General features: G+C 58.7%; 11 protein-coding genes. 8 read left to right on the forward strand and 3 right to left on the reverse strand.

Annotation, left to right across the window (positions count from 1 at the left end; all coding sequences use genetic code 11):
• Positions 1-70 precede the first annotated feature (70 nt).
• From LG327_RS12755 to dinG, 3 genes are read left to right on the forward strand one after another with little or no spacing between them, the layout of a single operon-like run.
• Positions 71-1,828 (forward strand): AAA family ATPase, encoded by a 1,758-nt coding sequence (locus LG327_RS12755; RefSeq protein WP_404362339.1) that lies wholly within the window; start codon positions 71-73, stop codon positions 1,826-1,828.
• Positions 1,828-2,604: a general secretion pathway protein GspB gene (locus tag LG327_RS12760; protein WP_404362341.1), complete on the forward strand. Its 777-nt coding sequence runs from the start codon at positions 1,828-1,830 to the stop codon at positions 2,602-2,604. The genes LG327_RS12755 and LG327_RS12760 overlap by 1 nt, the downstream gene beginning before the upstream one ends.
• The gene (dinG, locus tag LG327_RS12765) at positions 2,604-4,766 is read left to right on the forward strand and encodes an ATP-dependent DNA helicase DinG (RefSeq protein WP_404362343.1); all 2,163 of its coding nucleotides are present in this window, start codon (positions 2,604-2,606) and stop codon (positions 4,764-4,766) included. Before LG327_RS12760 ends, dinG begins: the two co-directional genes overlap by 1 nt.
• Positions 4,767-4,994: 228 nt before the next feature.
• On the opposite strand, the gene LG327_RS12770 is transcribed toward dinG, so the two are convergent.
• On the reverse strand, positions 4,995-7,712 hold the full coding sequence (locus LG327_RS12770; protein WP_404362345.1) for a LuxR C-terminal-related transcriptional regulator: 2,718 nt from the start codon (positions 7,710-7,712) through the stop codon (positions 4,995-4,997).
• A gap of 467 nt (positions 7,713-8,179) precedes the next feature.
• Between LG327_RS12770 and cysB the strand changes: the two genes are divergently transcribed.
• Positions 8,180-9,157, forward strand: coding sequence for an HTH-type transcriptional regulator CysB (gene cysB / locus LG327_RS12775; protein ID WP_404362347.1), 978 nt, complete (start codon positions 8,180-8,182; stop codon positions 9,155-9,157).
• 28 nt (positions 9,158-9,185) lie between these two features.
• On the opposite strand, the gene LG327_RS12780 is transcribed toward cysB, so the two are convergent.
• Positions 9,186-9,911 carry a phosphoadenylyl-sulfate reductase gene (locus LG327_RS12780; RefSeq protein WP_404362349.1) on the reverse strand — a complete coding sequence of 242 codons (726 nt, stop codon included), beginning with the start codon at positions 9,909-9,911 and terminating at the stop codon, positions 9,186-9,188.
• 200 nt (positions 9,912-10,111) lie between these two features.
• Between LG327_RS12780 and thrH the strand changes: the two genes are divergently transcribed.
• Positions 10,112-10,741, forward strand: coding sequence for a bifunctional phosphoserine phosphatase/homoserine phosphotransferase ThrH (gene thrH, locus LG327_RS12785; protein WP_404362351.1), 630 nt, complete (start codon positions 10,112-10,114; stop codon positions 10,739-10,741).
• A gap of 15 nt (positions 10,742-10,756) precedes the next feature.
• Here thrH and pabB read toward each other — a convergent pair whose 3' ends face one another.
• Positions 10,757-12,187 carry an aminodeoxychorismate synthase component I gene (gene pabB / locus LG327_RS12790; RefSeq protein WP_404362353.1) on the reverse strand — a complete coding sequence of 477 codons (1,431 nt, stop codon included), beginning with the start codon at positions 12,185-12,187 and terminating at the stop codon, positions 10,757-10,759.
• A gap of 170 nt (positions 12,188-12,357) precedes the next feature.
• Between pabB and LG327_RS12795 the strand changes: the two genes are divergently transcribed.
• The 3 genes from LG327_RS12795 to LG327_RS12805 all read left to right on the forward strand — a co-directional run bounded on the left by LG327_RS12795 (position 12,358) and on the right by LG327_RS12805 (position 15,478).
• Complete coding sequence (locus LG327_RS12795) at positions 12,358-13,029, forward strand: hypothetical protein (protein WP_404362354.1); 672 nt, start codon at positions 12,358-12,360, stop codon at positions 13,027-13,029.
• A gap of 225 nt (positions 13,030-13,254) precedes the next feature.
• Positions 13,255-14,274 (forward strand): DUF6160 family protein, encoded by a 1,020-nt coding sequence (locus LG327_RS12800; RefSeq protein ID WP_404362355.1) that lies wholly within the window; start codon positions 13,255-13,257, stop codon positions 14,272-14,274.
• A 262-nt stretch (positions 14,275-14,536) separates the two neighbouring features.
• Positions 14,537-15,478, forward strand: a complete 942-nt coding sequence (locus LG327_RS12805) for a DUF6160 family protein (RefSeq protein WP_404362356.1) — start codon at positions 14,537-14,539, stop codon at positions 15,476-15,478.
• Positions 15,479-15,567 lie beyond the last annotated feature (89 nt).

Below are 15,567 nucleotides of genomic sequence, written 5' to 3' on the forward strand. Positions count from 1 at the left end.
ATACGGTGGTGGTAGCCCGGAATCCTTGACTGTATTATTGTGAACCCGGCTGGCACCTGACTGGATACCCATGTATTACGATTTTTTCGGTTTTCGGGAACCACCGTTTTCGATTGCACCTGACCCCCGCTATCTGTATCTGAGCGAGCGCCACAAAGAAGCGCTGGCGCATCTCATGTATGGCGTGCAGGGGCAGGGCGGCTTCATTGTCATCACAGGCGAGGTGGGTACAGGCAAAACCACCATCAGCCGATGTTTTATGGAAAATGTCCCGCCCCACGTGGACATAGCGTTGATCCTGAACCCCAAGCTGTCCGCCCGTGAACTGCTGTCCAGTATCTGCGACGAGCTGGGTATCCGCCACCCGGCCGGCTCCAGCATCAAGCGCCTCATTGACCTTATCAATACCGATCTTCTGGAAGCCCATGCCGCCGGGCGTCACAAGGTACTGATGATTGATGAAGCCCAGAACCTTTCTCCTGAGGTTCTGGAGCAGCTGCGCCTGCTGACCAACCTGGAAACCGCCGAAAAAAAGCTGCTGCAGATCGTGCTGCTGGGTCAGCCCGAGCTTCAGGACATGCTGTCAAAGCCGGAGCTCCGGCAACTGTCCCAGCGGGTTACCGCCCGTTACCATCTGGATGCCATCGAGCGCAGTGAGCTGCCTGCCTATCTGCGCTATCGCCTCAGCGTGGCCGGGCAGCGCTCCGAGATTTTCACTCCTGCCGCCATCAGGAAGCTTTACCGGCTCAGCGGAGGCGTCCCGCGCCTGATCAATCTGATCAGCGACCGCGCCCTGCTGGGGGCCTACGCCGAGGGAGAGCACCGCATCGAAGCCGGGCATATCCGCGGCGCCGCCCGGGAGGTTCTGGGCATGGGAAAAAGGCGCGGCCAGAGTCTCAAGCCGTCGGTGCGCTATGCTTCCTTCGGAGCCAGCATTGCCGTGGCCGTGTTTCTGACGGTGACCTGGCTGGAACGCCCGGAGGCGGAAACCGGCGCAACTGCGGCCGAAACGGACAGGGTTGAAAATCCACTCGCTCAGGATCCTGAGGAGGGCCCGGAAACCGGTGAAGCCGCTGACGCGGGAGACGCGAAAGCGGAAAAAGACGAGAAAGCGAAAGACGAGAAAGACGCGAAAGAAGACCTGCCCGCCGACAATCAGGCAAAGCCGGCTGAGCCATCAATCGCCGCCGGGCAAATGCCCCGGTTTGATCCGGTAACGGCTGGTCAGTCCCTGCCGAATGCCTACAAATCCCTGTTCAGCGTCTGGGGCGTGGACTATGAGCCAGCCGCTGCCCCCATTGCCTGTGATTATGCGGAAGCTCGGGGTTTGCGGTGCCTGCACCGGCAAGGGAGCTGGCGAAGTCTGGAGCGGCTCAATCATCCCGCCATTCTGGACCTGCGGGATCACGCCGGTGAAGACCGTTTCGTCACTCTTGTCGGGATCGACGGCAACCTGGCAATACTGGCCACCGCCGAGGGCGAGCGGCAGGTTCCCGTTGCTGACATCCAGCGTTACTGGCTCGGTGACTATTCCATCCTCTGGCAGTTACCCCCTTACCTGTCTCCCGTCACGGACTCCGGCGCTGCCGGTGCCGGAGAGGAAATCTGGCTGAGCGCCAGACTGATGCAGCTGATTGAGCTTCATGCCTCGGGCAGTCAGGACCGGGAGCAGATCCAGACCATGAGCCAGAAAGAGCAGATCCGCTGGTACCAGGGCCGCAAGGGGCTGGCCACCGATGGCATTGCCGGGGCCATGACCCTGATCCAGGTTGCCAATGATCTGGACCGCAACCTGCCAGGACTGGACCGGCATGGGGATGAGGGCTGATGTCTTACATACTTGATGCTCTCAGAAAATCCGAAAGCGAGCGCCAGCAGGGCAGGATTCCGGATCTGGGTCAGCAGGTCCAGCTTATTCACAAGCCACGGCGCAGGGGCATTCCTGTCATGTTCTGGGTCGGGCTGGCGCTTGTGCTCAATGCCATTGTGCTGGCAGTTATTTTCTGGCCGGGTGTGGTCGGGCTGGCAGGCGCACCGGTGGACAATGCGGGTAATGAGACCCCGCCTGCGGCCAGCACGACCCCTGCCGGGCCGGCGTCCCCGGATGCGCCGGCAGGGAAGAGCAGTGAGCAGCAGGCGGCCGGCGAACCGGTCGAGCTCCTGGCAGCGCCGCCGGAAGTTCTGCCCGCGCTGGATCCGGATGCGGGCGTTCGTCCGAAGGTGCCGGAGCAACCAACGGTGATCGTGCCCTCCTGGAAGTCTCCATCCCAGCCCGGGCAGTCGCCGCCTTCGCTGTATACGGATCCGCCGCAAACTCCACTGTCGGCCCAGCCGATCGAACGCGCAGCTTCAGCCCGGGTGCCACATCTGGTGGAGCTGCCGATGTCTTTTCAGAAACGGATACCCACGCTTATCTTCAATAGCCACATCTATGCCTCTGACCCGGGTGCGCGCCGGGTAATGATCAATGACAACTACCTCAGAACAGGGCAAAGCTTCTCCGGAATCCGGGTGGACGACATCACCGTTGACGGCGTAGTACTGAGTCTGGATGGCCAGCAGTTCCGTGTCGGCGTTGTCCGTGACTGGATAAGCCCGCGCTGATGGCCCTTTCCGATACCGTCAAGAGTGACATCCAGCAGGCCTACCGTGACGTTCTCAGTGGCAAGGGCATTCGTGCCCGATATGGCCAGCGCCTGATGATCGCTGAAATTGCCCGTTACATGGGGGATATTACCGCCAGTGATGGGGAGCGCACTTCGGCCCATAGCAGCTGCGTGGTGGAAGCCGGCACGGGTACCGGCAAGACCCTGGCCTACCTGATTTCCGCGATTCCGGTGGCCCGGGCGCTGGGCAAAAAACTGGTTATCTCCACCGCCACGGTTGCCCTGCAGGACCAGATTGTTCACAAGGACCTGCCGGACCTCAAACACCACAGTTCTCTTGAGTTCACCTGGACCCTCGCCAAGGGCCGTGGCCGCTATCTTTGCATGTCCCGGCTGGAAGGCCGTCTGCAGGAGGAAGGTGTCGGCGACAGCGAAAGCATGCCGCTGTTCTTCGTCGACCAGCCCCGGGATGAAGAGCCGGGCACCCGGGAGTTCTTCGAGGACATGCTGGGCCGCTATGGCAGTCGTGCCTGGGACGGGGACCGGGACCACTGGCCCAGTCAGATTCCGGACGATATCTGGCGCCAGGTGACCACGGATCACCGCCAGTGCACCAACCGTCACTGCAGCTACTTTGACAGCTGTGCTTTTTTCGAGGCGCGCAAAGGCCTCGAGGACGCCGATGTGATTGTGGCCAACCACGACCTTGTGCTGGCGGACCTGGCCCTGGGTGGCGGTGCGATTCTGCCAGAGCCGGAAAATGCCCTGTTCATATTCGATGAGGCTCACCACCTGCCGGGCAAGGCCCTGAACCACTTCGCCGCTTCTGTGCCACTGAACAGCACCCGACAGTGGCTCAAACAGCTGTCCCAGGCTCTGAGCAAGATCCCGCCTTTTCTCACCCCGGGGACCACCGCGGCCAAGACCGTAGACAAAATCAGCGCCAGTGCCAGGGAAGTGGACGGTGTACTCGCCCAGGTCTACGAGGAGGCGGAAAAGAACACCGACTGGGCCTTCAGTGACGAACGCAAGGCCGCCCAGTGGCGCTATCCCGAAGGCGAACTGCCTGAAGCCCTGGCCGAACTGGCCCAGGGGGCCCAGCTGGTTACAGCTGCGCTTGTGCGCCAGCTGGGAACCCTCGTGGATGAGCTTCAGAAGGCATTCGATGAGAAGCGGGAACATGATGTGGACCGCGCGACTGCCGAGGCCTGGTTCCCCATGATGGGGGGCTTTCACGCACGGGCGGAAGACCAGTTGCGCCTCTGGGTGGCCTGGTGCGAAAAAACCACGCCGGGGGAAGGCAAGGCGCGCAAGCGCGCAGGCCCGCCGCCGGCCCGCTGGGCGATCCGGCAGCGCTGGGACCATACCGAGGATATCACCCTCTACAGCAGCCCGGTGCTGGCGGACAGCCTGCTTTACACCCGCCTCTGGTCACGGGTTTACGGAGCCATATTGACCAGCGCGACCCTCACGGCGCTGGGCAGTTTTGACCGGTTGCAGGCCAGAGCCGGGCTGCCAGATGCCAGCCGCTTCCTGGTGGTGCCCAGCTCCTTCCGCTATGGCGAGATGGCAACGGTGGAAGTGCCCGCCATGGCGGCTGTGCCAACAGATAATGAAGCCTTCACGGAGGAGCTGGTGAGCCGCCTTCCGGCCCTCTGGGCAGGGGAAAAGGCCACGCTGGTGCTGTTTTCATCCAGGCGCCAGATGAACGCAGTCCGAGACCGGCTGGCGCCGGAATATCCGGACCTGATTACGACCCAGGACGACATGGCCAAGGGCGAAGTGCTCAGGCGCCACTGTGAACGGATAGACGCGGATCGCCCAAGCGTGCTGTTCGGGGTCGCGAGTTTTGCCGAAGGCATCGACCTGCCAGGACGATACCTCAGCCATGTGGTGATCACCCGCCTGCCTTTTTCGGTTCCGGACGACCCCATTGAGGCCAGCCTGGCGGAGTGGGTGACCCGCAGAGGTGGCAACCCCTTCATGGAAATCACCGTGCCGGACGCGTCCATCAAACTGGTGCAGGCGGTTGGCCGGCTTTTGCGCACGGAGCAGGACACAGGTCGGGTGACCATTCTGGACCGGCGCATCATCACCCGGCGTTACGGGCAGCTCCTGCTGGATGCCCTGCCACCATTTCGCCGGATTATTGAGCGCTGAGGCCAAAAAAAAGTGCCAGACCAGAACGGTGGCACCTTCGGAAGACAGGGTCTTTATTCAAAGAACCCGGCAATAACAACACAAAGTGGAAAATGAAGGCCTGAAGTTTCATATTCCGTGATGGGGCAATGCCTCATCGATGGGGTAATCATAGGGCAGGAGGGGGCGTATCCGGATCGTCCAAAGGGCGTAGTCCCCCCAAAATAGCCAAAAAAATCGTGACGGGGATCACAAAACACCGATCTGTCTTGCCCGGGCAAGGGCTTCGGTGCGGCTGCTGACGTCCAGCTTGCCATAAAGATTGCGAATGTGGGCTTTCACCGTGGCCGGCGCCACCTTCATCCGCAGGGCAATGTCCTTGTTGGGCAGGCCTTCGTTGATCAGGTTCAGCACTTCTTCCTCCCGCTGGCTCAGCGGTTCCACCAGCCCGCTCGCCGGAGAACCGGACTGTTTGTCCGCTGGCATGGCCGTGCCCTGTTGTGCAGCCAGCATGGCGAGCAGCTCCCGCCACCAGGCGGAAGGCAGATCCGGGTTCGCGCCTTCCAGAGCGAGAATCATCTTCTGGATGGTCCGGCTTTCCTCCGCAAACATTCGCAGAAAACCGGCTCTGGCGGCCCGCTGCAATGCCTGGACCAGCATGGTTCTGGCTTCACGGGGTCGCCCCTCCGCCTGCAATGCTTCCGCATAGAGGACCAGGACCTCGATCAGGTGGCGGTAATGCTGGCCCTGCTCGGTACTCAGCCGCAGGGGCGCGAGCAGGGCGATGGCCTCCGTCGCCTCCCCCGTTGCCAGCAGCACTCTGACCGCACTGATGGCGCTCTGTTCCCGGTTCAGAGGATTGCTGAATTCCGTGTTTCCCCGGTTCTCCAGCCAGTTTCGTGCCTGCTTCAGGTCCCCCATGGCCAGGTAACACCTGGCCCGCAGGGCACCACAGGATGGCGGCTCGAATATAATGTGCTCGCGTCGCCGTTCCGCTATGGATTCCGCGTCTTCCAGGGCCAGCAGGGCGTCTTCATAACGGCCCTGGCTGAACGCCAGATGCCCCCGCACGTACTGGATGATCACATGTTGCCCGGGTTCCGTTCCGCTCTCCACATGGCCGGTGAGAGGAGCCAGATATGAGGCCGCAAGGTCGTGCTCATTACGCTCCCGGTGAATCTCAACCAGGGTGCTGTTCTGCCAGCAGGAAATCAGCTGGGGCTGGGTCGGGTCAGTGTAATGCTGGTCAATCCAGTGACGCACGTCGGTACAGGTGCGCAGTGCAAGTTCCAGATCACCCCGGTTGAACTGAATCCACGCCAGCAGGCCGCCACTGGAAAGCACCGTAGACGGCTGGCGCTCCCGTTCACCGTGACTCACGGCCGATTTCAGGGCTTCTTCCGCGGCGCCCAGTTCCGCACGGCCATAGTAGTCAAGCCCGAGGCTGTAGTAGGTGACAGACTTCAGGGGGATCTGGGTGTGGTCTATGTCCCGCAATACCTGGTTGGTGAGATCACGGGCACTCTGAATGTCGCTCCTGGACCTGGCAAGATAGGACCACATCAGGGAAATTTCGCTCTGGAGCCCCAGGGCGCCGCCTGCGTCCGGGTGGGAGTCCGCCACTCGCCGGTCGAGCAGATCCTCCAGGTAGCTGAGCTGCTCCCGGATCAGGGTGACCCGGTTGGCAAAAAACAGCGCCCATATCTGCAGCATCAGCAGCCGTGGATTGTCCTGCACTTCGCTGGCAGGCAACTGTTCCAGCCAGTGCAGAACCGGCAGATGGAACCCGCCATGGATAAGGGTGTTGCCATGCTCTTCAAGAACCCGCGAGAGCCAGGGCCATTCCTGGCGCTGGACGATCTGGGCAATAGCCTCCTGGATGTGATTATGCGCAAGGAGCCACTCGATGGCCCGCACCTGCATCTCGTCCACCCGGTCCGGCTGGGTCTGACTGGCCCGCTGATACAGAGCCTCCCGGAACAGATCGTGGTAACGGAACCATTCCTGCCGGGTGTCCAGGGGGATCAGGAAGAGTTTATGGCGGGTCAGGGTTTCCAGCATTGCCTGGCTGTCGTCGCTCTGACGCATCCCATCGCACAGAGAGGCACAGAGCCGGGGACAGCAGGAGGTGTCGAGCAGAAAGCGCCGGATATCTGGTGCCTGCTGCTCCAGAATTTCCGTCAGCACATAGTCGCTGATCTGGCGGCTGCTCACATGCACCGCCGGTGCCGGCTCGCCGGTTTCCGCAGCCCGCTCCCGGCCGGAAAGCGCCGCCATCTGCATCGCGGCTACCCAGCCTTCGGTCTTTTTCCAGACCCGGGCGGCATCGGAGGAGGAGAGGGGAAGCCCCATGGTTTCCTGGAAAAACTGCTGACATTCCAGCTCGGAAAACGCCAGCAGCTGGGGGTGAATCTCATCGATCCATTGGCGCACCCGCCACCGGGCGATCGGCAGCTCCGGCTCGACCCGGGAAGCAATCACCAGAGTCACGCCGGGCGGCAGATAGTCTGTAAAGAAGGTGAGCTGGCGGTGAATGCGGTTGTCGTGAATCAGATGATAGTCGTCCAGCACCAGCACGGTTTCGCCGTCAATGGCGGCTAGGGCGTTGATCAGGGCGGTGATGGCGCCTTCGAGCTCATGAATGGCATAGTTGTTAAAATGCTGCCGGGCCTCATCCAGGCCCTCCAGGCCAGCACTGGAAAATGCACCCAGAACATACTGCCAGAACCGCCTGGGCTCATCGTCATGCTCGTCCAGGGCAAGCCAGGCAACGGTGGGAGGCGCTGATTGTCCGGAGCCGAGGCTGTCGCACCACTGATTGACCAGGGTGGTCTTGCCAAAACCCGCTGGCGCTATGACCAGGTTCAGCCGCTTGGCCGGGCGCAGCGCAAGGACCTTTAGCAGGCGCTCGCGCTGTACCGAGCCTGAATCCGGGGCGGGTCGCAGAAATTTGGTGGTTAATAACATGGGCTGACTGCATGGCTCTGGCGATATGGCCGCCGGTCTGTCCAGGGTTCACGCCGGCGTGTCCTTCAGTATACCTGTTCACTTGCGCGCGCGGGCGCTGCGCGTGATTCCTCAAGCTACGGATTGTGTGCTTTGTCACTGCGAAGTCAAGCTCTGTCACTTGATCCACCCAGATTTGGTCTACACTGACTATTCAGGCATTATCTATTCGAAAAATGAATGGATGCGTTCATTTTTATGAAAAATGACCAGAGTTATGGAATAGAATTGCCAGCAGATAAGATCCTGGTTGGGAGTAGGAAGCAAGCGGACAGGTCTTTCCAAAACACGCTGTAAATACGTCCCTGTACGCTCGGCCTCCGCCATCCATGGCTCCGGACGGTTTTGGAAAGACCTGTCCGCTTGCTTCCCCATACCTTAGCTTGCCCCCAAAAAGAAAAGCTGTCTAAAAAGGAGCACACGGGCCGATGAAACTACAGCAGCTGCGCTATATCTGGGAAGTCGCGCACCATGATCTGAATGTATCAGCCACCGCCCAGAGTCTGTTCACCTCCCAGCCGGGGATTTCCAAGCAGATCCGCCTGCTCGAGGACGAACTCGGGCTTGAGGTCTTCGCCCGCAGCGGGAAACACCTGACCCGCATCACGCCGGGTGGGGAAACCATCATCCAGGAGGCCGGCGAAATCCTGCGCAGGGTCGAGGGCATCAAGAAGATCGCCCAGGAATTCAGCAACCAGCGCAAGGGCGATCTGAGCATTGCCACCACCCACACTCAGGCAAGGTACGCACTGCCGCCGGTCATCGGGCGTTTTATTGAATCCTACCCGGACGTTTCCCTGCACATGCACCAGGGCACACCCATGCAGATCTCTGAAATGGCCGCCAATGGCGCAGTGGATTTTGCCATTGCCACCGAGGCCATGGAGCTGTTTAACGACCTGATCATGATGCCCTGCTATCGCTGGAACCGCAGCGTTATCGTGCCCAAAAATCACCCGCTCGCCTCGGTGGGGGAGCTGACGCTTCCGGTACTGGCAGAATACCCGCTGGTTACCTATGTGTTCGGCTTTACCGGCCGCTCAAAACTGGACGAAGCCTTTCAGGCCGTGGGCCTGACCCCGAAAGTGGTCTTTACCGCCGCCGATGCGGACGTTATCAAGACCTATGTGCGGCTTGGTCTGGGAGTGGGGATTATCGCCAGCATGGCCTGGGACCCGAAAGCAGACTCGGATCTGGTGGCCCTGGACGCGCGAAAGCTGTTTCGGCCCAGCGTTACACGCATTGGCTTCCGGAAAGGCACCTTCCTGCGGGGGTATATGTACGACTTTATCAAGGGTTTTGCACCTCACCTGACCCGGGAGCGGGTCGATGAAGCTGTGTCGCACCAGGGCAGCCGGTCCGAGATCGAGGAGCTGTTCCGGGATCTGGAACTGCCGACCTACTGAGCCTGACTGCCCTGTGACATGGGGCGGTTCAGGTTGCGGTAGCAATCACATTGCCGGCATGGAGGCCGCATTCCTTTTTCGTTTCCTCCTCCCACCACCAGCGGCCCTCCCGCTCATGCTGTCCAGGCAGAATGGGGCGGGTGCAGGGCTGGCAGCCTATGCTCACGAAGCCCTTTTCATGGAGCTTGTTGTAAGGTGCCTCGGTCATCCGGATATAGTCCCAGACGTCCTTTGAAGTCCAGTTTGCCATGGGGTTGAACTTGATCAGGGTGCGCTCGTCCGTTGAGAAAGCGTCATCAAATTGCACCACTGGAACGTCCTGACGGGTTCCCGGGCTCTGATCCTTGCGCTGGCCGGTAACCCAGGCATCCAGTGTGACCAGCTTCCGACGCATGGGGTTGATCTTGCGAATCCCGCAGCATTCCTTGTGACCGTCCTCGTAGAAGCTGAATAGCCCCTTTTTGCTCACCATCTCTTCCAGCTCCGCCGCATCCGGCGTCATGATCTGGATATCGATTTTGTAGTGCGTGCGGACCCGCTCGATGAATTCGTAGGTTTCCGGGTGCAGGCGGCCGGTGTCCAGGGTGAATACCTGAAGGTTGTCCGTCAGCTTGTGGGCCAGTTCAATCAGGGCCACGTCTTCGGCACCGCTGAAGGAAATCGCGATGTTGTCATACCTCGTCAGGGCGGCCTTCATGATGGCTCTTGGGGACTGGGTAGCCAGTTCCTCGTTTAGCTGCTGGATTTCATTCATAAGAAGTCTGTCGATCTCGGGATTTGCGACAAATCTACCACTGTGGGGCTTCAGGCTGAAGGAAGTTGGGTGAATATCCTTATGCCCTGGAGTAAAAGAGGCAGGCCGGAACATGGTCGGTGCATTTTGCGGCGGTTTTTCCTATCATGTGCCGGCCTGAATAAAGAATCCCAACCAGAACCCGTTTACAGGAGATGTCCGTGGAACTCGCTTGCCTTGACCTTGAAGGAGTACTGATTCCGGAAATATGGATCGCATTTGCGGAAAAAACCGGTATTGATGAGCTCAGGGCCACTACGCGTGACATTCCCGATTACGACGTGCTGATGAAGCAGCGCCTGCGGATTCTGGACGAGCATGGCTACGGGTTGCCCGCGATTCGGGAGGTTATCGGCGAACTGGACCCACTGGAAGGCGCCGCTGAATTCCTTGACTGGCTTCGGGAGCGCTTCCAGGTGATCATTCTCTCCGACACCTTCTATGAATTCGCCATGCCGCTCATGGCCAAACTGGGCCACCCGACGCTGCTGTGTCACCGGCTTCAGGTGGACGACAATGGCCGCATCATCGACTATCTGCTGCGCCAGCGTGACCCCAAGCGCCAGTCCGTGCGGGCCTTCCAGCTTTTGAATTACCGGGTGATTGCGGCAGGGGATTCCTATAACGACACCACCATGCTCAGGCAGGCTGAAGCCGGCATACTGTTTCACGCCCCGAAGAACGTGATTGAGGAGTTTCCCCAGTTCCCGGCGGTACAGACCTTCCCGGAGCTGAAGCAGGAATTCCTCAAGGCAAGCCTTGTGCACGGACAGCCGGATTTGCCGGTCTGAAAACCAGTCCGGACCCTAGGGCTTCCGCCGAGCAGGGGGTTCTGAACCGGACGCCTCGGCCTCCAGAACCTCCATCATTGGTCTTACCTTGGTGAGAGTTTCCTGGTATTCACTGTCCGCTTCTGAGTCGGCGACGACACCCCCTCCACCCCAGAACCTCATCGCTCCGTTGCGGCACAAGGCCGTCCGTATGGCAATGCTGCTATCCATTCGGCCGTGGCTACTCAGGTAGAAGATGGAGCCGCAATAGGGCCCCCGGGGCTGGGCCTCCAGTTCCTGTATGATCTCCATGGAGCGTATTTTGGGAGCGCCGGTGATTGATCCCCCGGGATAGGCCCTCATCAATGCCCTGAAGGGCGTAACGCCGTCCCTGAGCCTGCCGGTGATGGTGCTCACCAGATGGTGGACGTTCCTGTAGCTTTCAACCCTGAAAAGACTCTCCACCCGGACGCTGCCAGTGGCGCAGCTCCTGCCCAGATCATTCCGCAGCAGATCCACAATCATCAGGTTTTCCGCCCGGTCTTTTTCGCTGGCGACGAGTTCATCCCGCAGAGCAACGTCTTCAGTGGCCGTAGCGCCCCGGCGGCGGGTGCCCTTGATGGGCTTTGTTTCCACCTGACCACCCTCTATGCGGACAAACCGCTCCGGAGACAGACTGACGATCTGCTGTTCGTCCAGATCCAGAAACGCGGAAAAAGGGGTGGGGAAGGCTTTGCTCAGGGTCCGGAAGGCATGCCAGGGGTTTCCCCTGAAGGGTGCTTCAAAGCACTGGGCAAGATTCGCCTGATAGCAGTCGCCCGCCTGAATATACTCCTGCACCCGGTTGAAGTGTTCGATATAGGCCTGTTCTGGCTCCAGCGGCGTGAACGGCTGGAGAAGGGAAAACCCTGCTGGAGAGGAGGCGTCACGGGAGGGCGTATCGGGCAGAGAGGCGAGCAGCTGTCTTACGGTGTGTTTCGTGGCTTCGCTGCACTGAGGATTAAAGAGCAGGAAGCTTTCAGCCTTTTCCAGGTCCTGGATAAGGGCCCAGCCAAAAAAAGCAGTGGAAAGAAGAAGCATGTCCCGGGGCAGGGACCGGGCATGATGGAGCAGGGAGGGCTCGCAGAAAAACCCCAGTTCATAGGCAGCGAAGCCGATAAAACCGCCAGTAAACGGTATATCCCCGGAAACTGCCACCTGGCTCTCCCGCAGGTGCTGTTCCACTCTTGCCTGTATCGCCTGGAAGTCTTCCAGCGAGCCACCAGCCCTGAGCTGCAGGCGGAACTCCGGAAAGGCTGTGGTGATGATGAACCGACTATTCTCCCGGCTGTCCCGGCTTTCCTGTTCCGCCGGATGCGCGCCGGGCGCCATGCCCAGGTGTGTGAAGCCCGGCTTTCCGACAAGGGCTTCAACCAGAGCACCCGGGTTTTTAACAGTCAGGATTTCGTGCGGGGAGTTATCGTTCAAACCAGAGATTCCCGGGGAAAAACCACCCCTGACGGGGACATGAGGATTTTGTCATTATACGCGTTCAGGTTCCCGGGGTGTGACGTTTCTTCGGAAAATCCCTGTGCTATCAGGGTATATTGCGGACGAACAGGGCTACCGAAACTTTTCACCACAGCTGGAGTGGAATCATGCGAAAAACAGATTTTTTCCTGAATGTGAAGCATATGGTTTTTGTCGGGATGCTGGGTGCTTCTCTGGCCGCGTCCCCAGTTCATGCTCAGGACGGCAACAAAGGCAACCTGGACGTTGAAGGCGCGAAAGAGGGAACACCCCTCAGCGAATTGCCGGAAGACAGCCCCGAGGCCAAAGCGCTCCGCAGGGAAATCGACACCAACTTTGAGTTTCTTACCGCCAGGGTGCTGAGCAAGGCCAGGCCCCTGCTGGAATCCAACGGCAGATTTTACCCGTTTGCCGCAGCCGTAGGCCCCAGTGGCAAGGTCAACTTCGCCTGGACGGTGTCCAACGAGGTGGAAAACCCCAATATCGACCCAGCGGCTGCCCTGGCGGCTTTAAGACAGGCCCTTGCCGGGAACGCCAGCAAAAAGCGTCTTCTCGCCACAGCTACCGCCTATCAGTATGGCCGGGTGGATGAATCCGGAAACCTGATTGGCCAGCAGATCAACATTGAACTGGAATACATAACCGGCGATGCGATTGTCCGGGGAATTCCCTATGAAATTGAGCAGGATGGCTCGGTCAACTACAGAGGCATGGGGGAGCAGAAAATGGAACCCAGGGTATTTGCCCAGGTGGTATCGAAGTATGTCGAGGGTGAAGAAGGATCTTCTGGCGCGGAGTGATCTGGGCCGGAAAGGCGCCAGAATGCAGGCAAAGTTGCGAAAAGTGTGATGCTGTAACCAGATGTTAACCCAGGTAACGATGTTAAACAGAAATGTGCGGTTCATCTCAGAATGATGCAGGCAGAGGATTACACTGAGTTCAACTGAGAGCCAAAAATAAATCAATAAGGCCTCAGTTACAGCAAAAACAAACGATAAGAAATATCGAACTCTTAGGAGAAGAATATGAAAGGCCTGAAGAAAATTGCACTTGTAACCGCAATCAGCGCCGCCTCTTTTGGCGCCCACGCTGAAATGAAAGCACTCGACGATTCTGCCATGGGCAACATGACCGGCCAGGCCGGTGTGACCATCGAGCTGGACGCGAACATCAACATCGGTGAGATCCAGTACAAGGATCAGGGTAGCCTGTTCATTACTGACGTACAGGTTGGCGGTGCCGGTCTAAACGGCTATACCTACGCTGACGGCTCTGCTGCTGGTACAGCCCTCGATAACCTGAAGATCGGAATCGACATCGCCGGCGACGGCACTGACCTGGCCCAGGCATACGGTCTGGCCAAGATCAATGATCCGGACGTGAATCTGATCGGCGGCGGTGCAGCGCAACCCGCTCCAACTAAAGATCTGGTCAACCCTGCTGACGGCACTGTTCTTGCTACCTTTGAAGTAGGCGGCCAGGGCGAAGTTGCACCGACCATCAGTGATGGCGATCTGGTAATCGCCCTCGACGCAATTGACCAGAACGATGGCGTTGACATGGCCCTTAACATCGGTGAGGTTCGCCTCGGCGATTCCAGCCAGGGCATGCAGGCTGACAACAGTTATACTACCGGCACCGGCACTGTTTTGCTGTCCAACCTGCGCATGAACGCTCAGCTGGGCCCGATCGACATCGTAATCGATGGCCAAACTAACAGCATGAACATCAACGCTTACTTCCAGGCTGGCGGCCAGGTAACCATGCCGTTCATGGCTACCTCTCTGCAGTTCAAGATCCACAACGGCCGTGGTAACGACGTACTGGCATACTCCAACAGCCGGGGCGATATCGCTTCCTTTGCCCATGCACAGGTTGATATCTCTCCGAACGCTGACAGCACCAAAGGTCTGCGCGTAAACGTTCAGAACTTCTCTGGTGACATCGATCTGGAGAACATCACTCTGGGTGAGGCACCGTCCATCGGTGACGTTTACCTGACTGATCTGTCAGTCCGTGCTGACATGAACGTATACGGTCACTAAGCAACACCGACTGTTACGATTGTTGGAAGTGTCATTTCCTGAGGCTGTGTAACGCAGCCTCCTGAAGTGGCAAAAAACCGCGACTCCGCTCGCGGTTTTTTTGTGTCTGGATGTGAGGAAATTTAGCCAGAATGGCTATAAGTGGGCTGTCAGTCGCAGAATTGGCAGGTTTTGCCTATTAAAATTGTGTAATCAGGAAAAACAAATAAAAATCCATCACAACCCAAACCGACGGAAATGAATCTGTTCAAGGGACGAAATCATGAACGGCCTGAAGGAAAAAATATTAATAATGGCGATATTAATGGCATCTTTCGGCGCCCAGGCGCAGTACCAGATGCTGAACGATACCGATCTGAACGGTGTGACTGGCCAAGGCGGTGTCACCATCGAACTGGATGCAAACGCCAGCATCGGTGAGATCCAGTATCGGGATCAGGGAAGTCTGTTCATGACTGACGTCCAGATTGGAGGCGTGGGACTTAACGGCGTCACCTATGCCGATGGCTCGGCCGCTGGCACGGCTTTGGATAACCTGAAGATCGGAATTGACATTGCAGGTGATGGAAGCGATCTGGGGCAGGCGTACGGTTTGGCCAAAATCAACGATCCGGACGTGACTGAGCTGGCGAATTTTGGTGATCATGGCGAGGTAGCCCCGGTTATCGATGACGGGGACCTGGTTATTGCTCTGGATTCAATCGATCAGAACGATGGCGTGGATATGGCGTTGAACATCGGTCGGGTTTCCCTCGCCGATTCAAACGTCGGGCCAGGCATCAGCATGATTGCCAATACGGGCACCGTGCTGATGTCCAATCTGCACCTGAACGCTCAACTAGGGCCAATCGACATAGTCATTGATGGCACCTCCAGCGTGACAAATATCAACGCCTATTTCATGGCATCTGGTGTTGTGAGCTTCGACTTCATTGCAACGGGCCTGGAGTTTATCATCCACAACGGGCGCGGTGCGGATGTTCTTGGCTACAGCAACAGCCGGGGAGATATTGCGTCCTTTGCCCATGCACAGATCGACATCGGTCCCCACGTGGATTCCGCAAAAGGCCTGCGTGTGGAGGTCACTGACTTCTCCGGCGATGTCGATCTGGAATACATCACATTTGGGACTGCGCCCTCAATAGGCAATGTCTACCTCACTGACTTGAGCGCACGTGCCTACATGAACGTCTATGGCCACTGAGTTCCGGTATTGGCGGGAGTAATGAAAAACCGCGGCTCTGGTCGCGGTTTTTATTCAGCCATAAAAAATGGCACCCCCTTTACAGCCCG

It is taken from the genome of Marinobacter sp. (assembly GCF_044799475.1).
In the GTDB taxonomy this organism is placed as follows: domain Bacteria; phylum Pseudomonadota; class Gammaproteobacteria; order Pseudomonadales; family Oleiphilaceae; genus Marinobacter.